Here is a 21644-nt window from a genome sequence, read left to right on the forward strand (position 1 = left end):
GGCGCTCGCCCCGCCCCCCCCGGGCGGCCAGGACGAAGCCCGGGCCCCGGCCGCCCCGGCGCCCCGACCACTCGACGCCGAGGCGACACCGCCCCGGCCGCCCTCCGGACTCCCCCTGGTACCGCCTGCCGCCATGCCACCCAGCCGGGCTGGCCCCTGACCCGCCGGCCCGGCGGATCCACCCGCAGCCACACCGGCTCCCGCCCCGCCGCGCGAGCCGGACGGCCTGAGCGGTCCTGACCACGGTGACCGGCGCGACGCCCCAGCCGAAACGGATGCGAATCGCGAACGCACCCCCACCGCCGCCCCCTCGCCCGACATCCGGCGGACCGATCCGCAACCGCACCGACTCCCCACCCCACCGCGCGAGCCGGACCGCCTGAGCGGTCCTGAGCGCCGCGTCCGCCACGACGCCCCGGCCGCAACGGACGCGGGCCGTGAGCGCACCCCCACCGCCGCCTTGGCCCTCCCACCCGATGGCCGGCGGAACCATCCGCAGCCGAAGCGGCTCCCCGCCCCGACATGCGGGCCGCACCGCGTGAACCGTCGACAACGCGACCATCGACACGGTGCCCCGGCCGACGGCGGACGCGGATCGTGAGCGCACCCCACCGCCGGCCCCCGGCGGCCTCGCCAGACATCCGGCGGACCGATCCGCAACCCCGCACCGGCTCCCCGGCCCGATGCGCCAACCGGCCAGCCTGGGCCGATCGCAACACGGCCACCGGCACGGCGTCCCGGCCGGGACGGACGCGGGCCGTGAGCGCACCCCCACCGCCAACCGGTCCCCTCACCGACACACCGGCCGCACCGCCTGAGCCATTCGCAACGAGCCCGTCGGCGCGGCGCCCCAGCCAGAACAGACGCGGGCCCTGAGCACACCCCCACCGCCGACCCCTGGCGCCCTCGCCCGACATCCGGCGGACCGATCCGCAACCCGCACCGGCTCACCGTCCCGACGCGCCAACCGGACCGCCTGGGCGGTCTTGAGCGCAGCGGCCGACGCGACGCCCCGGCCGAAACAGACACGGGCCGTGAGCGCCCTCCGCCGGCCCCCGGCCCCCTCACCCGATGTCCGGCGGGTCCATCCGCAAGCGCACCGGCTCGCCGTCCCGGCGCGCCAAGCGGACCGCCTGGGCGGTCCTGAGCGCGGCGGCCAGGGCGGCGCCCTGGCCGGGGCGGACGCGGACCAGGGCCCGCTCCCAGTGCTCGCCCGGCGGCGGGTCGCCGGGGCGGCGCGGCCGTCCCGCGGCCACCGGCGGTACGGGCACGGGCCCGAGCACATCCGCCCCCTCCGGCAGCTCCGCCGCCGCCAGGAACTCCGCGACGGCCTCCGGCGGCCCGCTGACGGCGGCCATGCGGGAGACCGGCGGGAAGCCCAGCTCCGCCCGTTCGGCGAGCTCTCGTACGGCGTGGCCCGCCGGGTCCCAGCGGACCAGCGCCTGCACGGGCCGCTGCGTCGGCTCGGCCACGACGACGACCGTGCCGCCCGCCTCCTGCCCCCGTACCAGCGCGGACGCGGCCAGCCAGCGGCGCAGCGCCTCCTCCCCGGCCCGGAGGTCGGGCAGCCCGAGCAGCGCCCAGCCGTCGAGCAGCAGCGCCGCGGCGTAACCGCCCTCGGCGGCGGGTTCGGCGCCGGGCGTGGCGACGACCAGGGCGGGCGTGCCGGGGACGGAATCCAGCACGTGGTCGCGGCCCGAGGTGCGGACCGGGACGGCGGGGAACGCCCGGCCGAGCTCCTCGGCGGTCCGGCGCGCGCCCACGATCTGGGCGCGCAGCCGGGATCCGGCGCACTCGGAGCAGTGCCAGTTCGCCGCCTCCACGCCGCACCAGGCACAGTGCAGCGCGCCGTCGGCGCCGCGCGCCTCCAGGGGGCCGGCGCAGCGCCCGCACCGCGCGGGCTCGCGGCACCGCTCGCAGGCGAGCCGGGGCACGTACCCCCGGCGGGGCACTTGGACGAGCACCGGGCCGTGCCGCAGCCCCTCCCGGGCCACCTGCCAGGCCAGCGAGGGGAGCCGGGCGGCACGAGCGGCCTCGTCCCGGGCGAGGTCGCCGTCGCCGACCGTACGGACGAGCGGTGCGGCGGCCCGGACGCGGGCCCGGTCGGCGGCCAGCGGCAGCGCCCAGCCGGTACGGACCAGCTGTGCCGCCTCGACGCTGCACCCGAAGGCGCCGAGCAGGAACGCGGCCTTCTCCTGGGCCGCCCGCAGCAGCAGTACCTCGCGGGCGTGCGGCTGCGGCGCGTGCTGCTCGGCGTGGCTGGTGTCGGCGTCGTCCCAGATCGCAACGAAGCCCAGGTCGTGGACGGGCGCGAACATGGCGGCGCGGGTGCCGACGACGGCCCGTATGGCGCCCCGGTTGACCGCGAGCCAGCGCCGGTAGCGCTCCTCGGGGCCGGTGTCGGCGGTCAGCAGGACGTGCCGGCCGGGCCCGAGCAGCGCGGTGAGGGCGGCGTCGACCCGGGCGGCGGCCCGGCCGTCGGGCACGACGACCAGCGCGCCGCGCCGCGAGGCGAGCGCGGCGGCGGCGGCCCGGGCGAGCTCGTCGGCCCAGTGCGGCCCGGGAAGCGCCGTCCAGACCGCGCGCGGGCTCTCACCGCGCGCCACGGCCTCCAGGTAGCCCGGGCCGGTGGGGTAGCGGGCCCAGCCGCCGGGGTCCGGCGCGGCGGGCGGGGGCAGCAGGGGTCCGGACGGCTCGGCCTCGATCCGGGCGTGCCGGGGCGGCACGGCCAGCTGGAGGACGTCGGCGAGCGAGCCCGCGTACCGGTCGGCGACGGACCGGCAGAGCGCGAACAGCCGCGGCCCGAGCACCGGTTCCGGCGACAGCACCTGGGCGATGGCCGCCAGCGGGCCCTGGTAGTCGGACTCCGGCACCCGCTCCACGATGAACCCGTCGAGCAGGCCGCCGCCCTCGCGGCGTCCGTCCCGCACGTTGCGCGTGCCCGCGCCGAAGCGCACCCGTACGCGGGCGCCGGGGCGGGCGTCCGCGTCGAGCTCGGCGGGGACGGCGTAGTCCCACAACTTGTCGAGGTGCACCGGCCCCTTGTCGACCAACACCTTCGCGACCGGCAGTTCCTTCGCCAGCGCGGCGCCCCGCCACGTCCGCGGCTTCGCCCGGGGCTTCTTCGCTTTGCGGACGGTCTCGCGGATGAGCGCGAGTTGCTCTGCTTCGGGTCGGTCGTTCTCGCTGCTCACAGCTTCAGTCTTAGCAGAGGGGTCGGACAGTGGGGGTGGGTGTGCCCCGGTCCCGCCCTTTCGCCGTTTCCGCAAACGCCGGACAGGCTGGATAACGCGCCCGGGCGCACACTTCAGCCCGTCCGGCGCTTGAGGACAACCGCGCGCAGCGCGGTTTCAGGGGGTCTGGGGGCCTGGCCCCCAGGAAACGGCGAAAGGGCGGGGCCGGGGCACGGAAAACGCGCGGGCGCCCGAGATCCCATCGGCGGCGGCATGCTGCGCCATGGACCAGACTCGGCCACGTCCACCCCGAAGGGAATGGACGGCGGGATTCGAACCCGCGAGGGACCGTCGTCCCAGAAGGATCCGCCACCTGCGCACCGAGCGCCCGCGCGGCCACGACCGTACCGCGTACGACGACGGCCCCGGAAGCGAATAACCGCCCCGGGGCCGTGCGTCACAAGGTCAGAGCCCCGCGGCCGCCCGCAGAGCGTCCACCCGGTCCGTCCGCTCCCACGTGAAGTCCTCGTGCTCACGGCCGAAGTGCCCGTACGCCGCCGTCTGCGCGTAGATCGGCCGCAGCAGGTCCAGGTCGCGGATGATCGCGGCCGGACGCAGGTCGAAGACCTCGGAGATGGCGTGCTCGATCTTCTCCGTGTCGACCGTGGCCGTGCCGAAGGTCTCGACGAACAGACCGACCGGCTCGGCCTTGCCGATCGCGTAGGCGACCTGCACCTCGCACCGCGCGGCCAGCCCGGCGGCGACGACGTTCTTCGCGACCCAGCGCATCGCGTACGCGGCCGAGCGGTCGACCTTGGACGGGTCCTTGCCGGAGAAGGCGCCGCCACCGTGGCGGGCCATGCCGCCGTAGGTGTCGATGATGATCTTGCGGCCGGTGAGGCCGGCGTCGCCCATCGGGCCGCCGATCTCGAAACGGCCGGTGGGGTTCACCAGCAGCCGGTAGCCCTCGGTCTCCAGCTTGATGCCGTCCTCGACGAGCTCCTTGAGGACGTGCTCCACGACGTACTCGCGGATGTCGGGGGCGAGCAGCGAGTCCAGGTCGATGTCGGACGCGTGCTGCGAGGAGACGACGACGGTGTCCAGCCGGACCGCCTTGTTGCCGTCGTACTCGATGGTGACCTGGGTCTTGCCGTCGGGGCGCAGGTACGGGATGGTCCCGTTCTTGCGGACCTCCGTCAGGCGGCGCGACAGGCGGTGCGCCAGGTTGATCGGGAGGGGCATGAGCTCGGGCGTCTCGTCGCAGGCGTAGCCGAACATCAGGCCCTGGTCGCCCGCGCCCTGCTTGTCGAGCTCGTCGACATCGTCACCTGCGGCGGCACCTTCGACCCGCGCCTCGTACGCGGCGTCGACACCCTGGGCGATGTCCGGGGACTGCGATCCGATCGAGACCGAGACGCCGCAGGACGCGCCGTCGAAGCCCTTCTTGGACGAGTCGTAGCCGATCTCCAGGATCTTGTTGCGGACCAGCGTGGCGATCGGCGCGTACGCCTTCGTGGTCACCTCTCCGGCGACGTGCACCAGACCGGTGGTGATCAGGGTCTCGACGGCGACCCGGGAGGTCGGGTCCTCCTTGAGGAGGGCGTCGAGAATGGTGTCGCTGATCTGGTCAGCGATCTTGTCGGGGTGACCCTCGGTCACTGATTCCGAGGTGAACAGGCGGCGGGACACATCGCTCCCTGGGGTTGCAGCGGCTGCTGGCTGATCATTGACGGCTCCGGACGAGAGCTGCGCTCGGCACGGGCCGGTGTCAGTTTATCCGGCCTTCGCTCCCTGGGGACCTCCTGTCCAGCATCACTACCTGCCCACTCAGTGACACTCGTCACTTTGTTCGCCGTATACACATCCGGATTGATCCCACCAGACCGCCTCCCCCGCCCCTCGCGGTCACGCCAGGCGGCCCACGACCAGATCCCAGACGATGTCGGCCAGATCCTCCTTGGGGCCGTGCGGGACGGGGGTCTCGCCACCGTCGGCGGCCAGCACCACGGCCTCGTTCTCGGCGGAGCCGAAGGTCCGCCCCTCCCCCACCTCGTTCACCACGAGGAGGTCGCAGCCCTTGCGGGCGAGCTTGGCGCGGCCGTTGGCCAGGACGTCGTCCGTCTCGGCCGCGAAGCCCACGACGACCTGCCCGGGACGGGCCCGGTCCGCCGACAGTTCGGCGAGGACGTCGGGGTTGCGGACCAGCTCGACGGGGGCCGGCTCCTCGCCGTCCCGCTTCTTGATCTTGCCGGGTGCGTAGTGGGCGGGCCGGAAGTCGGCGACGGCGGCGGCCATCACCACGGCGTCCGCGTCGGCCGCGGCCTTCAGCACCGCCTCCCGCAGCTGCACCGCCGTACCCACCCGCACCACGTCAGCGCCGGCCGGGTCGGGCAGCTCGCTGTTGGCCGCCACCAGCGTCACCCGGGCCCCGCGCGCCACGGCGGTACGGGCCAGGGCGTAGCCCTGCCGGCCGGAGGAACGGTTCCCCAGGTAGCGCACCGGGTCCAGGGGCTCCCGGGTGCCGCCGGCGCTGATCACCACGTGCCGGCCGGCCAGGTCGCGCTCTCCGGCGCCCCGGGCCAGCACGCGCCGGCAGGTCTCGAAGATCTCGGCCGGGTCGGGGAAGCGGCCCTTGCCGGTGTCCACGCCGGTCAGCCGGCCGACGGCGGGCTCGATGACGACGGCGCCCCGGCGGCGGAGGGTGGCGACGTTCTCCTGGGTGGCCGGGTTCTCCCACATCTCGGTGTGCATGGCGGGCGCGAAGACCACCGGGCAGCGGGCCGTGAGGAGGGTGTTGGTCAGCAGGTCGTCGGCGAGCCCGTGGGCGGCCTTGGCCAGCATGTCGGCGGTGGCCGGGGCGACCACGACGAGGTCGGCCTGCTGGCCGATCCGCACGTGCGGCACCTCGTGGACGCTCTCCCACACCTCGGTGCCCGCCGGGTGCCCGGACAGCGCGGACCAGGTGGCCTCGCCGACGAAGTGCAGCGCGGAGGCCGTCGGGACGACGCGTACGTCGTGGCCCGACTCGGTGAGCCGGCGCAGCAGCTCGCACGCCTTGTAGGCGGCGATCCCGCCGCTGACCCCCAGCACGACCTTGGGCTTGTCCATCGCTCGCCTCTCCCCGGCTCTCGTTGTGCAGGCTTCCATGACACACCAAGGGCCCGGCAGTGGTGCTGCCGGGCCCTCGGTGAACGTATCTCGTCGCGTGCCGCGCGGCGTCGCTTACTACGCCCGCGGAGTCGCTTACTGCGCCGGGGCCTCGATGGCCTCGGAGGTGAGCAGACCCGCGTTGATCTCGCGGAGCGCGATGGAGAGCGGCTTCTCGTGGACGTGGGTGTCCACCAGGGGGCCGACGTACTCCAGCAGGCCCTCGCCGAGCTGCGAGTAGTACGCGTTGATCTGGCGCGCGCGCTTGGCGGCGTAGATCACGAGGCTGTACTTCGAGTCGGTCGCTTCGAGCAGCTCATCAATCGGCGGGTTGATGATGCCCTCGGGCGCGGTGATGGAAGAGGACACTCTCTGCCTTCCGAAGGGGGGTGAAGAAAGTCGTGATGCGCAAACCGGGCGTACGGGGTGTACCCCTGCTCATCGGAGCAAGGCTAGCAGCTCCCGCGCGACGTCCTCGACGGAGGTGTTGACCAGGGTGGTGTCGAACTCCGACTCCGCCGCCAGCTCCGTACGGGCCGCGGCCAGCCGCCGCTCGATGACCTCGGGCGACTCCGTCCCCCGGCCGGTGAGCCGGCGGACCAGCTCGTCCCAGCTCGGCGGCGCGAGGAAGACCAGCTGGGCGTCCTCCATGGAGGCGCGGACCTGCCGGGCGCCCTGGAGATCGATCTCCAGCAGCACCGGCTCGCCGGCCTCCAGGCGGTCGAGGACCGCCTGGCGCGGCGTGCCGTACCGGTTGCCGGCGAACTCGGCCCACTCCAGCAGCTCTCCGTTGGCGACGAGCTTGTCGAACTCGGTGTCGTCGACGAAGAAGTACTGGACACCCTCCCGCTCGCCGGGGCGCGGCTTGCGGGTGGTGCAGGAGACCGAGAGCCACACCTCGGGGTGGGCCTTGCGCATGTGGGCGACGACCGTGCTCTTGCCGACCCCGGAGGGGCCGGAGAGCACGGTCAGCCGCGGACGTCTGGCCGGGGGGACGGGGGTCGTCCCCCGGGAGACTGCAGTACTCATGCAGCGATTATCCCGGTTCCCGGGAGTGCCCGGTAACGTCAGGCCGCGGTGCTGCCGAACTCCCGCTCAAGAGCCGCGATCTGGTTCGTACCGAGCCCGCGGACACGGCGGCTCTCGGAGATCCCGAGCCGCTCCATGATCTGCTTGGCGCGGACCTTGCCCACGCCCGGCAGGCTTTCCAGGAGAGCGCTGACCTTCATCTTGCCGATGACGTCGTTCTCCTGGCCTTGCTTGATGACCTCGTGCAGCGAGGCGCCGGAGTGCTTGAGCCGATTCTTGACCTCGGCGCGCTCCCGGCGAGCCGCGGCGGCCTTTTCGAGCGCGGCTGCGCGCTGTTCAGGGGTAAGGGGCGGAAGAGCCACGCCTACGTCACCTCGGATGTCGAACTGTCGGATAAGGACCGGTGAGAACCTAGTCGGCCCACACCTGGGGAGCAACGAGCAACGCGCTTGCACGTTCGCTCTTGTCGGAGACTAGCGGCCGATCCCGCTCCAGTCAGCGAGAACAGCGGAAAAGTCCTGGTCAGCCTCGCTCGACCAGGACTTTTTCGGACATAGCGGCCGTGGTTTTCCCGACAGCGCGCCGGTCGCCGGTCCGGATCAGCCGGCGGCGACCGCCTCCCGCACCTCGTCGGCGAACCGCGCCGCGCTCTCCCGCAGGGCCGCGACGTCGGGCCCGTGCCGGAGGACGCCCCGGCTCACGTTGGGGACGACGTCCCGGACCGCCGCGCCGAAGACCTTCGGCAGGTCGGCCGCGGTGGCGCCCTGGGCGCCGATGCCGGGGGCGAGCAGCGGGCCGTTGATGGCCGGATCCCCGCCGGCCGCCGCGAGCCCGCCGGTGAGCGTGGCCCCGACGACGGCGCCGAAGGAGCCCATGGGGGCGGCGCCGGCGTTCTCGGCGCGGAGGTGGTCCAGCATCGTCGTGGCGACGCTCCGCCCGTCCGCGCGGAGGGCGTGCTGCACCTCGGCGCCCTCCGGGTTGGAGGTGAGGGCGAGGACGAAGACGCCGGTGCCGGTGGCGCGGGCCAGGTCCAGGGCCGGGCGCAGCGCCTCGTAGCCGAGGTACGGGCTGACGGTCACCGCGTCGGAGAAGAGCGGCGCGGCGGGGTCGAGGTAGGTCTCGGCGTAGGCGGCCATGGTGGAGCCGATGTCGCCACGCTTGGCGTCCATCAGCACCAGGGCGCCGGCGGCGCGGGCGTCGGCGACGGCCCGCTCCAGGACGGCGATGCCGCGCGAGCCGAAGCGCTCGAAGAAGGCGGACTGGGGCTTGAGGACGGCCACCCGGTCGGCCAGCGCCTCCACGGTGGTGCGGGCGAACCGCTCCAGGCCCGCGACGTCGTCGCCGAGGCCCCAGGCGGAGAGCAGGGCGGCGTGCGGGTCGATGCCGACGCAGAGCGGGCCGCGCTCGTCCATGGCGCGGCGCAGTCGGGCGCCGAAGGGCTCGGGAGTCACGCGGTCACCTTCCGGTGCTCGGCGCCGATCGCGTCGGCGAGGGTGGCGTACGGGCTGGCGGCCAGCTTCTCGGCGAGGCCGCGGTGGATGGCGCGGCACCAGAAGGGGCCCTCGTAGATGAAGGCGCTGTAGCCCTGGACCAGGGTGGCGCCGGCCAGGATGCGCTCCCAGACGTCGTCGGCGGTCTCGACGCCGCCCACGCCCACGAGGGTGATCCGGTCGCCGACGCGGGCGTAGAGCCGGCGCAGGACCTCCAGTGAGCGCTCCTTGAGGGGGGCGCCCGACAGGCCGCCCGCGCCGATGGCCTCGACCGTGCGCTGCGGGGTGCGCAGCCCGAGGCCCTCGCGGGCGATGGTGGTGTTGGTGGCGATGATGCCGTCCAGGCCGAGCTCGACGGCGAGGTCGGCGACGGCGTCCACGTCCTCGTCGGCGAGGTCGGGGGCGATCTTCACCAGCAGCGGGACGCGCCGGTCGGTGACGGTGCGGTCGGCGGCCTCGCGGACGGCGCTGAGCAGCGGGCGGAGCGCCTCGGTGGCCTGGAGGTTCCGGAGCCCGGGGGTGTTGGGCGAGGAGACGTTGACGACGAGGTAGTCGGCGTGGGCGGCCAGCCGCTCGGTGGAGGTGACGTAGTCGGCGACGGCCTCGGCCTCGGGGACGATCTTCGTCTTGCCGATGTTGACGCCGACGGTGGTCCGGAAGACCTCCCGGCGGGCGGCCAGGCGCTCGGCGACGGCGGCGGAGCCGTCGTTGTTGAAGCCCATGCGGTTGATCAGGGCGCGGTCGGCGACCAGGCGGAACAGCCGCTTCTTGGGGTTGCCGGGCTGCGGCTGGGCGGTGACGGTGCCGATCTCGACGTGGTCGAAGCCGAGCATGGCCATGCCGTCGACGGCCGCGGCGTTCTTGTCGAAGCCGGCGGCGAGGCCGAAGGGGCCGTGCATCCGCAGGCCCAGGGCCTCGGTGCGCAGTTCCTTGTGGCGGGGGGCGAGGACGGCGGCGACGAAGGTGCGCAGGACGGGGATCCGGGCGGCCGCGCGGATCCAGGCGAAGGCCAGGTGGTGGGCCTGCTCGGGGTCCATGCGGCGGAAGACCAGCCGGAAGAAGAATCGGTACATTTCGGGCCTTCTGGGCAGCGAAGAAGGGAAGTGAGGGCTTATGAAGAGGGGGACACCTCCCGGTGTCCCCCTCCGCGTCCTACGCCTCGCGGGCGGCGGTCAGCCGGCTCGCGTGCTCCTGGAGCGAGCGGACGCCCACGTCACCGCGGGAGAGCGCCTCGATGCCCTGGACGGCGGCGGCCAGCGCCTGGACCGTGGTCAGGCAGGGCACCCCGCGGGAGACGGCGGCGGTACGGATCTCGTAGCCGTCGAGGCGCCCGCCGGTGCCGTACGGGGTGTTGACGATCAGATCGACCTTGCCGTCGTGGATCAGCTGGACGATCGTCTTCTCGCCGTTCGGGCCCTCGCCCTCGCTGAGCTTGCGGACGACGGTCGCCTTGATGCCGTTCCGCCGCAGCACCTCGGCGGTGCCGGAGGTGGCCAGCAGCTCGAAGCCGCGGGCGACCAGCTCCCGGGCCGGGAAGATCATGGAGCGCTTGTCCCGGTTGGCGACCGACACGAAGGCCCGTCCCCCGGTCGGCAGCGCGCCGTAGGCACCGGCCTGCGACTTGGCGTACGCCGTGCCGAAGACGTCGTCGATGCCCATGACCTCGCCGGTGGAGCGCATCTCCGGGCCGAGGACGGTGTCCACGCCGCGGCCGGAGGGGTCGCGGAACCGCGTCCACGGCATCACGGCCTCCTTGACGGAGATCGGCGCGTCCAGCGGCAGCGTGCCGCCGTCGCCCTCCGCCGGGAGCATCCCCTCGGCGCGCAGCTCGGCGATGGTGGCGCCCAGCGAGATCCGCGCGGCGGCCTTGGCCAGCGGCACCGCGGTCGCCTTCGAGGTGAAGGGGACGGTCCGGGAGGCGCGCGGGTTGGCCTCCAGGACGTAGAGGATGTCCCCGGCCAGCGCGAACTGGATGTTGATCAGACCGCGGACGCCCACGCCCTTGGCGATCGCCTCCGTCGAGGTGCGCAGCCGCTTGATGTCGTGGCCGCCCAGGGTGATCGGGGGCAGCGCGCACGCCGAGTCGCCGGAGTGGATGCCGGCCTCCTCGATGTGCTCCATGACGCCGCCGAGGTAGAGCTCGTGGCCGTCGTAGAGCGCGTCCACGTCGATCTCTATGGCGTCGTCCAGGAAGCGGTCGATCAGCACCGGGTGCTCGGAGATCAGGCCCGCGTGCCGCTCCAGGTAGCCGGCCAGCGAGGGCTCGTCGTAGACGATCTCCATGCCGCGCCCGCCGAGCACGTAGGACGGCCGGACCATCACCGGGTAGCCGATCTCGGCGGCGATGGACTTCGCCTCCTCGAAGGAGAAGGCCGTGCCGTACTTGGGCGCCGGCAGCCCGGCTTCGGTGAGGACGCGGCCGAAGGCGCCGCGCTCCTCGGCCAGGTCGATGGCCTCGGGCGAGGTGCCGACGATCGGCACGCCGTTGTCCTTGAGCGCCTGCGCCAGGCCCAGCGGCGTCTGCCCGCCGAGCTGGACGACGACGCCGGCGACCGGGCCCGCCTGCTGCTCGGCGTGCACGATCTCCAGCACGTCCTCCAGGGTGAGCGGCTCGAAGTAGAGCCGGTCGGAGGTGTCGTAGTCGGTGGAGACCGTCTCCGGGTTGCAGTTGACCATCACCGTCTCGTAGCCCGCCTCGCTGAGCGCGAAGGAGGCGTGGACGCAGGAGTAGTCGAACTCGATGCCCTGGCCGATGCGGTTCGGGCCGGAGCCCAGGATGATCACCGCGGGCTTCTCGCGCGGCGCGACCTCGCTCTCCTCGTCGTACGAGGAGTAGAAGTACGGGGTCTTGGCGGCGAACTCGGCGGCGCAGGTGTCCACCGTCTTGTACACCGGGCGGACGCCCAGCGCGTGCCGGACCTCGCGGACGACCTTCTCCCCGACCCCGCGGATCGCGGCGATCTGGGCGTCCGAGAAGCCATGCCGCTTGGCCTCGGCCAGCAGCTCCGGCTCCAGCGTCTCGGCCGCGGCCAGCTCCTGGGCGACCTCGTGGAGCAGGAAGAGCTGGTCCACGAACCAGGGGTCGATCCGAGTGGCAGCGAAGACCTCGGCCTGCGTGGCGCCGGCCCGGATGGCGGCCATGACGGTGTTGATCCGCCCGTCCGTCGGGACGGCGGCCTTCGCCAGCAGCTCGGTCTTGTCGCCGGGCTCGGAGACGAAGTCGAACTGCGAGCCCTTCTTCTCCAGCGAGCGCAGCGCCTTCTGCAGCGCCTCGGTGAAGTTCCGGCCGATGGCCATGGCCTCGCCCACCGACTTCATGGTGGTGGTGAGGGTGGCGTCGGCGGCCGGGAACTTCTCGAAGGCGAAGCGCGGGGCCTTGACCACGACGTAGTCGAGCGTCGGCTCGAAGGAGGCCGGGGTCTGCTCGGTGATGTCGTTGGGGATCTCGTCCAGCGTGTAGCCGACGGCGAGCCGGGCCGCGATCTTCGCGATCGGGAAGCCGGTGGCCTTGGAGGCCAGCGCGGAGGAGCGGGAGACGCGCGGGTTCATCTCGATGACGATGACCCGGCCGTCCTCGGGGTTGACCGCGAACTGGATGTTGCAGCCGCCGGTGTCCACGCCGACCTCGCGGATGACCTCGATGCCGATGTCGCGCAGCACCTGGTACTCGCGGTCGGTGAGGGTCATCGCCGGGGCGACGGTGATCGAGTCGCCGGTGTGCACGCCCATCGGGTCGAAGTTCTCGATGGAGCAGACGACCACGACGTTGTCGTTCTTGTCGCGCATCAGCTCCAGCTCGTACTCCTTCCAGCCGAGGATGGACTCCTCCAGGAGCACCTCGGTGGTCGGGGAGAGCGCGAGGCCCTGGCCCGCGATGCGGCGCAGCTCCTCCTCGTCGTGGGCGAAGCCGGAGCCGGCGCCGCCCATGGTGAAGGAGGGGCGGACGACGACCGGGTAGCCGCCGAGCGTCTCGACGCCGGCCAGCACCTCGTCCATCGTGTGGCAGATGACCGAGCGGGCGGACTCGCCGTGCCCGATCCGGGCGCGGACGGCCTCGACGACGGCCTTGAACTGCTCGCGGTCCTCGCCCTTGTGGATCGCCTCCACATTGGCGCCGATCAGCTCGACGTCGTACTTCTCCAGCGTGCCCGCCTCGTGCAGCGAGATCGCGGTGTTGAGCGCGGTCTGGCCGCCCAGGGTGGGCAGCAGGGCGTCGGGGCGCTCCTTGGCGATGATCCGCTCGACGAACTCGGGGGTGATCGGCTCGACGTACGTGGCGTCGGCGATCTCCGGGTCGGTCATGATCGTGGCCGGGTTGGAGTTGACCAGGATGACCCGCAGGCCCTCGGACTTGAGGACGCGGCAGGCCTGGGTGCCGGAGTAGTCGAACTCCGCGGCCTGGCCGATGACGATCGGGCCGGAGCCGATGACCAGGACGGACTGGATATCGGTGCGCTTAGGCACGCTGGCCCTCCATGAGCGAGACGAAGCGGTCGAACAGGTACGCGGCGTCGTGCGGTCCCGCCGCTGCTTCGGGGTGGTACTGGACGCTGAATGCCGGCCGGTCGAGCAGCCGGAGCCCCTCGACCACGTCGTCGTTGAGGCAGACGTGGGAGACCTCGACGCGGCCGTAGGGGGTGTCGGCGGGCCCGTCGAGCGGGGCGTCGACGGCGAAGCCGTGGTTGTGCGCGGTGACCTCGACCTTGCCGGTCGTCCGGTCCTGCACCGGCTGGTTGATGCCGCGGTGGCCGTACTTCAGCTTGTAGGTGCCGAAGCCCAGCGCGCGGCCGAGGATCTGGTTGCCGAAGCAGATACCGAAGAGCGGGGTCTTGCGCTCCAGCACCGCCCGCATCACCGCGACCGGGTGGTCGGCGGTGGACGGGTCGCCCGGGCCGTTGGAGAAGAACACGCCGTCCGGGTTCACGGCGTAGACGTCCTCGACGGTCGCCGTGGCGGGCAGGACGTGGACCTCTATGCCGCGCTCGGCCATCCGGTGCGGGGTCATGCCCTTGATGCCCAGGTCGATCGCGGCGACGGTGTACTTCTTCGCGCCGACGGCCGGGACGACGTAGGTCTCCTTGGTGGCGACCTCGGCGGAGAGGTCCGCGCCCGCCATCTCGGGGGCCTGCCGCACCTGCTCCAGCATGGCCTCCTCGCCCGGCAGGGCCGCGCCGGAGAAGATGCCGACCCGCATGGCACCGCGCTCGCGCAGGTGGCGGGTGAGGGCGCGGGTGTCGATCCCGCTGATGCCGACGACGCCCTGGCGCTCCAGCTCCTCGTCGAGGGAGCGGCGCGAGCGCCAGTTCGACGGGGTGCGGGCGGGGTCGCGGACCACGTAGCCGGCCACCCAGATGCGGGACGACTCGGGGTCCTCGTCGTTGACGCCGGTGTTGCCGACGTGCGGGGCGGTCATCACGACCACCTGGCGGTGGTACGAGGGGTCGGTGAGGGTCTCCTGGTAGCCGGTCATGCCGGTGGAGAACACCGCCTCGCCGAAGGTCGTCCCGACGGCCCCGTAGGCCCGGCCGCGGAAGACGCGGCCGTCCTCCAGGACGAGTACGGCGGGAAGCGCCCCTTTCCTCTGCGAGGGGTTCCCCGGGTGCGAGGTCGTCATCGTGCGCCTTCCGTCGTGCTGTTCAGGTTCTGCGAAGTGGTGAGCTCCTCGACCCAGGCCGGGTGCTCCGCCACGTGATCGGCCCGGAAGCCGGAGTCGATCAGCCGGTCGCCGTGCTGCCAGGTGATCACCAGCAGGCCGCCCTCGGTGAGGACCTTGCCGGCGATGCCCTTGTCGAGGCGGGCGCCCCGCACGGCGTCGGCGGGGATCAGGAAGTCGGTGGCGCCGGGGCGCAGCACGCTCACGCCCTCGTCCGTGAGGGAGAGCTCGGCGCGGCTGCGGGTGCCGAGGCCCCCGGCGACGATGCGGTCCAGCCACTGCCCGGCGGTGGTCGAGCCGTGGTAGCGGCCGGTGAGGGTGAGCCGGGCCGGGCCCGGCTCCTCCGGGACGGCGGGCAGCGGGGGCAGGTCGCCCTGGAGCGTGCCGCGCCACTTCCAGCCCTCGCGCATCAGCCAGTACAGGAGCGCGATGAAGAGCAGCAGACCCACGACCCAGCCGGCGCGCGCCGCCCAGTCGGTGACGGCCTGCGACTTCTGCTCGTCCGCGAGGTTGGTGATCAAAGGTGTCACGTCAGATTCCCGTCAGCTTCCCGTCGGCGACCGTCGCCCGGCCCCGCAGGAAGGTGTGGGTGACGCGCCCCGGCAGCTCGCGGCCCTCGTAAGGGGTGTTGCGGCTGCGGGAGGCGAAGCCCGCGGGGTCCACGACACCACGGTAAGCGGAATCGACCAGGGTGAGGTTGGCGGGCTCACCGGCGGCCACCGGACGGCCGTGTCCGGCGAGGCGGCCGATACGGGCCGGGGTGAAGGACATCCGGTCGGCGACGCCCGCCCAGTCCAGCAGGCCGGTCTCGACCATGGTGTGCTGGACGACCGAGAGGGCGGTCTCCAGGCCCACCATGCCCATGGCCGCGGCGCCCCACTCGCAGTCCTTGTCCTCGTGCGGGTGCGGGGCGTGGTCGGTGGCCACGCAGTCGATCGTCCCGTCCGCGAGCGCCTCGCGCAGGGCCATCACGTCGGCCTCGGTGCGCAGCGGCGGGTTCACCTTGTAGACGGGGTTGTACGAGCGGACGAGCTCGTCGGTGAGGAGCAGGTGGTGCGGGGTGACCTCGGCGGTGACGTTCCAGCCCTTGGACTTGGCCCAGCGGACGATCTCCACCGAGCCGGCCGTGGAGAGGTGGCAGACGTGCAGCCGGGAGCCGACGTGCGCGGCGAGCAGCACGTCGCGGGCGATGATCGACTCCTCGGCGACGGCCGGCCAGCCACCCAGGCCCAGCTCGGCGGAGACGACGCCCTCGTTCATCTGGGCGCCCTCGGTGAGCCGCGGCTCCTGGGCGTGCTGGGCGATCACGCCGTCGAACGCCTTCACGTACTCCAGGGCGCGCCGCATGATCACGGCGTCGTCCACGCACTTGCCGTCGTCGGAGAAGACCCGGACGCCGGCGGCGGAGTCGTGCATGGCGCCGAGCTCGGCGAGCTTCTTGCCCTCCAGGCCGACGGTGACGGCGCCGACGGGCTGCACGTCGCAGTAGCCGGACTCCTTGCCGAGCCGCCAGACCTGCTCGACGACGCCGGCGGTGTCGGCGACCGGGAAGGTGTTGGCCATGGCGTGGACGGCGGTGTAGCCGCCGGTGGCCGCGGCGCGGGTGCCGGTGAGGACGGTCTCGGAGTCCTCGCGGCCGGGCTCGCGGAGGTGGGTGTGGAGGTCGACCAGGCCGGGCAGCAGGACCTTGCCGTCCGCCTCGATGACGGTCGCGCCGTCGGCCTCGATGCCGTTGCCGACCCGGGCGATGGTCTCGCCGTCGATCAGGACGTCCTGGGCGGGGCCGCCGAGCACCTTGGCACCGCGGATAAGGATCTGGGGCATTACTTGTTCTCCTCGGTGCGGGTGTTCGTGGTGGTGACGGCGGACTCGGAGCCGCCGAGCAGCAGGTAGAGGACGGCCATCCGGATGGAGACGCCGTTGGTGACCTGTTCGACGGCCGTGCAGCGGCGGGAGTCGGCGACCTCGGCGGTGATCTCCATGCCGCGGTTCATCGGGCCGGGGTGCATGACGATCGCGTCCTCGGGCATCCGCGCCATCCGCTGGCCGTCGAGGCCGTAGCGGCGCGCGTACTCGCGCTCGGTGGGGAAGAACGCGGCGTTCATCCGCTCGCGCTGGACGCGCAGCATCATCACGGCGTCGGACTTGGGCAGCACCGCGTCCAGGTCGTAGGAGACCTCGCAGGGCCAGTGCTCGACGCCGATGGGCACCAGAGTGGGCGGGGCGACCAGGGTGACCTGGGCGCCGAGGGTGTTCAGCAGGTGGACGTTGGACCGGGCGACGCGGCTGTGCAGGATGTCGCCGACGATCGTGATCCGGCGGCCGTCCAGGTCCTTGCCGAGCCCGGCGTCGGGGCCGACCAGGCGGCGGCGCAGGGTGAAGGCGTCCAGCAGGGCCTGGGTGGGGTGCTCGTGCGTGCCGTCGCCGGCGTTGACGACCGAGCCGTTGATCCAGCCGGAGGTGGCCAGCCGGTGCGGGGCGCCGGAGTCGTGGTGGCGGATGACGACGGCGTCGGCGCCCATCGCCTCCAGGGTGAGCGCGGTGTCCTTGAGCGACTCGCCCTTGGAGACCGAGGAGCCCTTGGCGGAGAAGTTGATGACGTCGGCGGAGAGCCGCTTGGCGGCGGCCTCGAAGGAGATGCGGGTCCGCGTCGAGTCCTCGAAGAAGAGGTTGACGACGGTCCGGCCGCGCAGGGTCGGCAGCTTCTTGATCGGCCGGTCCGCGACGCGGGCCATCTCCTCGGCGGTGTCGAGGATCAGGACGGCGTCGTCGCGGCTGAGGTCGGCGGCCGAGACGAGGTGGCCGCGGGTACGGGGGCTCCCCCCGGAGAGGTGCAGCATCCGGATGCTCCGTGGTTGAGGGTGTGCGTGAGGACGGCCGGGCGTGCGGCGTCGCGGGTCCGGGGTACGGACCCGTGCGGGGAGGCTGCTAGCGGCCCTCGGCCGGAGCGGTGGCGCTCACGCCGAGGAGCACGCTGTCGCGCCCGTCCTCCTCGGTGAGCTGGACCTTGACCGTCTCCCGCAGCGAGGTGGGGAGGTTCTTGCCGACGTAGTCGGCGCGGATCGGCAGCTCGCGGTGGCCGCGGTCGACCAGGACGGCGAGCTGGACCGCGCGGGGGCGCCCGATGTCGTTCAGGGCGTCGAGGGCGGCGCGGATGGTGCGGCCGGAGAAGAGCACGTCGTCGACGAGGACCACGAGACGGCCGTCGATGCCGTCGCCGGGGATCTCCGTGCGGGCCAGCGCCCGGGCCGGGCGGAGCCGCAGGTCGTCGCGGTACATCGTGATGTCGAGGGAGCCCACGGGCATGGAGGTGCCGGTGATCTCGGCCAGCTTCGCGGCGAGGCGGTGGGCGAGGTAGACCCCTCGGGTGGGGATGCCGAGCAGGACGACATCGTCGGCGCCCTTGGCGCGTTCGACGATCTCGTGGGCGATGCGGGTGAGGACCCGGGCGATGTCCGGTGCTTCGAGCACGGGACGCGCGGGACCCGCCGCGGATGCGGTGGTGTCCATAAGAAACGGACCTCCTTCTCCGCCTCACGGGACGGACATTAAAGGACGTCGGAATTGCGTGGTCCACAGTAGCAGCTGTCCGGAGGTGCTCCGGCCGCCGCCCCTGACGGCGGAAGCCGTGGACCATTCGGCTTGACGAAGGCAGATTACGCTGCGTAACCTCACAGTGAGTTACCAGCCACGCGGCAGAGCCGCACATTGATACCGCGTCCGGGGAGCTTTATGTCCAGCGAATACGCCAAACAGCTCGGGGCCAAGCTCCGCGCCATCCGCACCCAGCAGGGTCTCTCTCTCCATGGTGTCGAGGAGAAGTCCCAGGGCCGCTGGAAGGCCGTGGTGGTGGGCTCGTACGAGCGCGGCGACCGTGCCGTGACCGTGCAGCGCCTTGCCGAGCTGGCCGACTTCTACGGCGTGCCCGTGCAGGAGCTGCTGCCCGGCACCACGCCGGGGGGCGCGGCCGAGCCCCCGCCGAAGCTGGTCCTGGACCTGGAGCGCCTCGCCCACGTCCCGGCCGAGAAGGCGGGCCCGCTCCAGCGTTACGCGGCGACCATCCAGAGCCAGCGCGGCGACTACAACGGCAAGGTGCTGTCGATCCGCCAGGACGACCTGCGCACCCTCGCCGTGATCTATGACCAGTCGCCCTCGGTGCTCACCGAGCAGCTGATCAGCTGGGGCGTGCTCGACGCGGACGCGCGCCGCGCCGTGCAGCACGAGGACGCGTAGCCTTTTCGGCCCGATTCCGGCCCGAACGCATACGGCCTGAACGCAGAACCGCCAGGGGGCGGGGAACCTTTCCGGTTCCCCGCCCCCTGGCGGTTTGTGTCGGTCGCGGCGCGTCAGGCCCGGCGGATGCCCGGCTTGAGCTCCTTGAACCGGCCGAGCAGGCCGTTGATGAAGGCCGGCGACTCGTCGGTGGAGAACTCCTTGGCGAGCTGCACCGCCTCGTCGATCGCCACGGCGTCCGGGGTCCCGTCCTCCCAGATGAGCTCGTAGGCCCCGAGCCGGACGATGTTCCGGTCGGCGGCCGGCATCCGGTCCAGGTCCCAGTCGACCGCGTAGGTCTCGATCAGCTCGTCGATCCGGGCGACGTGCTCGGCGTAGCCCTCGACCAGCTGCATCGTGTACTCGTTGACCGGCGGCTGCCGGTCGTCCGAGCGCGAGTGCCGGATCCAGTCGGCGAGGACGTCCAGCACGGACGCCTCTCGCTGGTCGGCCTCGAAGAGGATCTGGAAGGCGCGCTTCCGGGAGTTGCTGCGGGCGGCCACGGTTAGCTGTTCACCCGGCCGAGGTAATCGCCGGTGCGCGTGTCGACCTTGATCTTCTCACCCGTGGTGATGAAGAGCGGGACCTGGATCTCGTAGCCGGTCTCCAGCTTGGCGGGCTTGGTGCCACCGGTGGAGCGGTCGCCCTGGACGCCCGGGTCCGTGTGCTCGATGGTGAGCTCGACGGCGGCCGGCAGCTCGACGTAGAGGACCTGGCCCTCGTTCTGCGCGACGACGGCCTCGAAGCCCTCGATCAGGAAGTTGGCGGCGTCACCGACGGTCTTGCGGTCGATGTGCAGCTGGTCGTACGTGTCCATGTCCATGAAGACGAAGTAGTCGCCGTCCATGTACGAGAACTGCATACCGCGCTTGTCGACGTTGGCCGTCTCGACCTTCACACCGGCGTTGAAGGTCTTGTCCACCACCTTGCCGGAGAGCACGTTCTTGAGCTTCGTGCGGACGAAGGCGGGGCCCTTGCCGGGCTTGACGTGCTGGAACTCGACGACGGACCAGAGCTGGCCGCCTTCGAGCTTGAGCACCATGCCGTTCTTGAGGTCGTTCGTGGAAGCCACGGTTGCGGAATCTCCTGGACTGAAGCTGCGACCCCGAAGAGGCACGCGCTACAGCGCGAGCAGCTCCTTGGTCGTGATGGTGAGTAGCTCGGGACCGCCGTCCGCCTCGGGGCGGACGACGAGCGTGTCATCGATCCGGACGCCGCCCCGCCCCGGGAGGTGAACCCCCGGATCTACGGTGACCGGCACGCAAGCGTCCAGTTTACCCATGGCCGCAGGGGTGAGCCGAGGGTCCTCGCCGTTTTCGAGTCCGACCCCGTGCCCGATCCGCGGTCCGACCCGCTCGCCGTGGCCCGCGGCCTCCAGGACGCGCCGCGCCGCGCGGTCCACGTCCCGGTACGGCGTCCCCGGCAGCAACGCCTCCCGCCCGGCCCGCTGGGCCGCGAAGACCTGCTCGTAGAGCTCGATCTGCCAGTCCGCCGGAGAGGTGCCGATGACGAAGGTACGGGCGATCTCGCTGTGGTAGCCGCGGTAGTCGGCGCCCAGGCAGACGGAGAGGAAGTCGCCCTCCTCCACCCGCCGGTCCGAGGGTACGTGACCGGCCAGCCCGGAGTCCGGGCCGGTCCCCACCGAGGTGGGAAAGGCGGGGCCGGACGCGCCGTGGTCCACCAGGCGGCGCTCCAGCTCCAGGGCGAGGTGCCGCTCGGTCCGGCCGACCAGGATGGACTCCAGCAGCTCCCCCAGCGCCTGGTCGGCGATCTCCGCGGCGATCCGCAGGCAGGAGATCTCCTCCTCGTCCTTCACCAGCCGCTGCTGCTCCACGGCCGGCCCCAGGTCGTCCAGCCGCAGCCCCGGCGCGACGGCCCCCAGGGCGCGGTGGCGCCGTACGGTCAGGTGATGCTCCTCCACGGCCAGCGAGCCGGCCCCGGCCGCGGCGGCCCGTTCCGCGCCCGCCGCGGCGGGGTCCCCCTCCGGGCTCGGCAGGACGAAGACGCGCAGGTCGCCGGCGGGGCGGCCGGCCGACGCGGTGTCGAAGGGGTCGGAGGCGCAGAGCAGCACGTCGTGGACGGGGCCGACCAGCAGGGCCGCCCCGGCCGGCGCGTGCCCCGCCAGATAGCGGACGTTGGCCCCGCCGGTGACCAGCGCGGCCTCGCTCCCGCTCGCCAGGCACCGCTCCAGCAGCCGGGAACGGCGCGCCGCGTACACGTCGGACATGCTGCGAGCGTACGTTCGGCGGCCGGGCCCGGCCGCTCCGGCGCGTCCGACCGGGGTGCCCCGGACCGCCCGCCTACCAGGCGGGCGGGGTGGCGAGGGAGCGGGCGACGGCCTCGTCGATGAGCCGGGCGGTGGTGGCGACGTCCTGCTGCGAGTTGTCGATGATCGGCAGGCCCGAGCCGTACCAGCCGGCCATCCGGCCGTGGATGTGCGCCACCTGCTCGTCGTCCAGCCGCCGGTTGCCGCGCCGCTCGGCGTTGCGCTCCAGGACCACGTCCAGTCCCGGCAGCAGGACGACGGGCAGCAGGCCGGGGCCGATGTGCCGCTTCCAGCCGCCCAGGCCGACGGCGGGCCGGTCGGGGAAGACCGCGTCGTCGAGGATGCAGGAGATGCCGTTGGCGAGGAAGTTCCGGGCGGCGAAGCCGCAGGTGCGGCGGGCCAGCCGGTACTGGGCCTCGGACCGGTCGTTCCAGCCCGACTGCGGGTCGGCGAAACCGGCCCGCACCCATTCGCGGACGTCGTCCAGGCTGATGTGCGCCGTCGGCACCCGGCGGGTGTCGGCCCAGTGCCGGGCCGCGGTCGTCTTCCCCGCCCCGGCCGGACCGATCAGCAGCACCGCGACGGGGGCGGTGGTGGGGTCCAGGGGCATCGGG

General features: G+C 72.8%; 19 protein-coding genes. 1 reads left to right on the forward strand and 18 read right to left on the reverse strand.

What is annotated here, in order from left to right:
* Positions 1-1064: 1064 nt before the first annotated feature.
* The 14 genes from ACSNOK_RS15040 to pyrR form a co-directional block, all read right to left on the reverse strand.
* Positions 1065-3194, reverse strand: a complete 2130-nt coding sequence (locus ACSNOK_RS15040) for a primosomal protein N' (RefSeq protein WP_436781164.1) — start codon at positions 3192-3194, stop codon at positions 1065-1067.
* Between the two features lie 444 nt (positions 3195-3638).
* Complete coding sequence (gene metK, locus ACSNOK_RS15045) at positions 3639-4862, reverse strand: methionine adenosyltransferase (RefSeq protein WP_436781165.1); 1224 nt, start codon at positions 4860-4862, stop codon at positions 3639-3641.
* Between the two features lie 216 nt (positions 4863-5078).
* The gene (gene coaBC, locus ACSNOK_RS15050) at positions 5079-6281 is read right to left on the reverse strand and encodes a bifunctional phosphopantothenoylcysteine decarboxylase/phosphopantothenate--cysteine ligase CoaBC (RefSeq protein WP_436781166.1); all 1203 of its coding nucleotides are present in this window, start codon (positions 6279-6281) and stop codon (positions 5079-5081) included.
* Positions 6282-6416: 135 nt separating this feature from the next.
* Positions 6417-6689 (reverse strand): DNA-directed RNA polymerase subunit omega, encoded by a 273-nt coding sequence (rpoZ, locus tag ACSNOK_RS15055; RefSeq protein ID WP_004948662.1) that lies wholly within the window; start codon positions 6687-6689, stop codon positions 6417-6419.
* A 69-nt stretch (positions 6690-6758) separates the two neighbouring features.
* Complete coding sequence (gmk, locus tag ACSNOK_RS15060) at positions 6759-7349, reverse strand: guanylate kinase (protein ID WP_051072658.1); 591 nt, start codon at positions 7347-7349, stop codon at positions 6759-6761.
* A 38-nt stretch (positions 7350-7387) separates the two neighbouring features.
* Positions 7388-7711: an integration host factor, actinobacterial type gene (locus ACSNOK_RS15065; RefSeq protein ID WP_223771230.1), complete on the reverse strand. Its 324-nt coding sequence runs from the start codon at positions 7709-7711 to the stop codon at positions 7388-7390.
* A 237-nt stretch (positions 7712-7948) separates the two neighbouring features.
* Entirely contained in the window at positions 7949-8800 is an 852-nt protein-coding gene (gene pyrF, locus ACSNOK_RS15070) for an orotidine-5'-phosphate decarboxylase (RefSeq protein ID WP_436781167.1), read from the reverse strand.
* Entirely contained in the window at positions 8797-9912 is a 1116-nt protein-coding gene (locus tag ACSNOK_RS15075; RefSeq protein ID WP_436781168.1) for a quinone-dependent dihydroorotate dehydrogenase, read from the reverse strand. The genes pyrF and ACSNOK_RS15075 overlap by 4 nt, the downstream gene beginning before the upstream one ends.
* Before the next feature lie 79 nt (positions 9913-9991).
* The gene (carB, locus tag ACSNOK_RS15080) at positions 9992-13303 is read right to left on the reverse strand and encodes a carbamoyl-phosphate synthase large subunit (protein WP_436781169.1); all 3312 of its coding nucleotides are present in this window, start codon (positions 13301-13303) and stop codon (positions 9992-9994) included.
* Positions 13296-14453 carry a glutamine-hydrolyzing carbamoyl-phosphate synthase small subunit gene (carA, locus tag ACSNOK_RS15085; RefSeq protein WP_436781170.1) on the reverse strand — a complete coding sequence of 386 codons (1158 nt, stop codon included), beginning with the start codon at positions 14451-14453 and terminating at the stop codon, positions 13296-13298. Before carA ends, carB begins: the two co-directional genes overlap by 8 nt.
* The gene (locus ACSNOK_RS15090) at positions 14450-15022 is read right to left on the reverse strand and encodes a hypothetical protein (protein ID WP_436781171.1); all 573 of its coding nucleotides are present in this window, start codon (positions 15020-15022) and stop codon (positions 14450-14452) included. Before ACSNOK_RS15090 ends, carA begins: the two co-directional genes overlap by 4 nt.
* 1 nt (position 15023) lies before the next feature.
* Positions 15024-16316 (reverse strand): dihydroorotase, encoded by a 1293-nt coding sequence (locus ACSNOK_RS15095; RefSeq protein ID WP_436781172.1) that lies wholly within the window; start codon positions 16314-16316, stop codon positions 15024-15026.
* The gene (locus tag ACSNOK_RS15100) at positions 16316-17332 is read right to left on the reverse strand and encodes an aspartate carbamoyltransferase catalytic subunit (protein ID WP_436781173.1); all 1017 of its coding nucleotides are present in this window, start codon (positions 17330-17332) and stop codon (positions 16316-16318) included. The genes ACSNOK_RS15095 and ACSNOK_RS15100 overlap by 1 nt, the downstream gene beginning before the upstream one ends.
* An 88-nt stretch (positions 17333-17420) precedes the next feature.
* On the reverse strand, positions 17421-18002 hold the full coding sequence (pyrR, locus tag ACSNOK_RS15105; protein ID WP_436781174.1) for a bifunctional pyr operon transcriptional regulator/uracil phosphoribosyltransferase PyrR: 582 nt from the start codon (positions 18000-18002) through the stop codon (positions 17421-17423).
* A gap of 222 nt (positions 18003-18224) precedes the next feature.
* Between pyrR and bldD the strand changes: the two genes are divergently transcribed.
* Complete coding sequence (gene bldD / locus ACSNOK_RS15110) at positions 18225-18725, forward strand: transcriptional regulator BldD (protein WP_004948690.1); 501 nt, start codon at positions 18225-18227, stop codon at positions 18723-18725.
* A 113-nt stretch (positions 18726-18838) separates the two neighbouring features.
* On the opposite strand, the gene nusB is transcribed toward bldD, so the two are convergent.
* The 4 genes from nusB to ACSNOK_RS15130 all read right to left on the reverse strand — a co-directional run.
* A complete protein-coding gene (gene nusB / locus ACSNOK_RS15115; protein WP_185946187.1) occupies positions 18839-19267 on the reverse strand; it encodes a transcription antitermination factor NusB in 429 nt (142 codons plus the stop codon).
* Between the two features lie 2 nt (positions 19268-19269).
* Positions 19270-19836 carry an elongation factor P gene (efp, locus tag ACSNOK_RS15120; protein ID WP_436781175.1) on the reverse strand — a complete coding sequence of 189 codons (567 nt, stop codon included), beginning with the start codon at positions 19834-19836 and terminating at the stop codon, positions 19270-19272.
* Positions 19837-19884: 48 nt separating this feature from the next.
* On the reverse strand, positions 19885-20991 hold the full coding sequence (locus ACSNOK_RS15125) for an aminopeptidase P family protein (RefSeq protein ID WP_436781176.1): 1107 nt from the start codon (positions 20989-20991) through the stop codon (positions 19885-19887).
* 73 nt (positions 20992-21064) lie between these two features.
* On the reverse strand, positions 21065-21644 hold a 580-nt coding region (locus tag ACSNOK_RS15130; protein WP_436781177.1), incomplete at its 5' end, for an AAA family ATPase.

Source organism: Streptomyces sp. URMC 126 (genome assembly GCF_051386555.1).
In the GTDB taxonomy this organism is placed as follows: Bacteria; Actinomycetota; Actinomycetes; order Streptomycetales; family Streptomycetaceae; genus Streptomyces.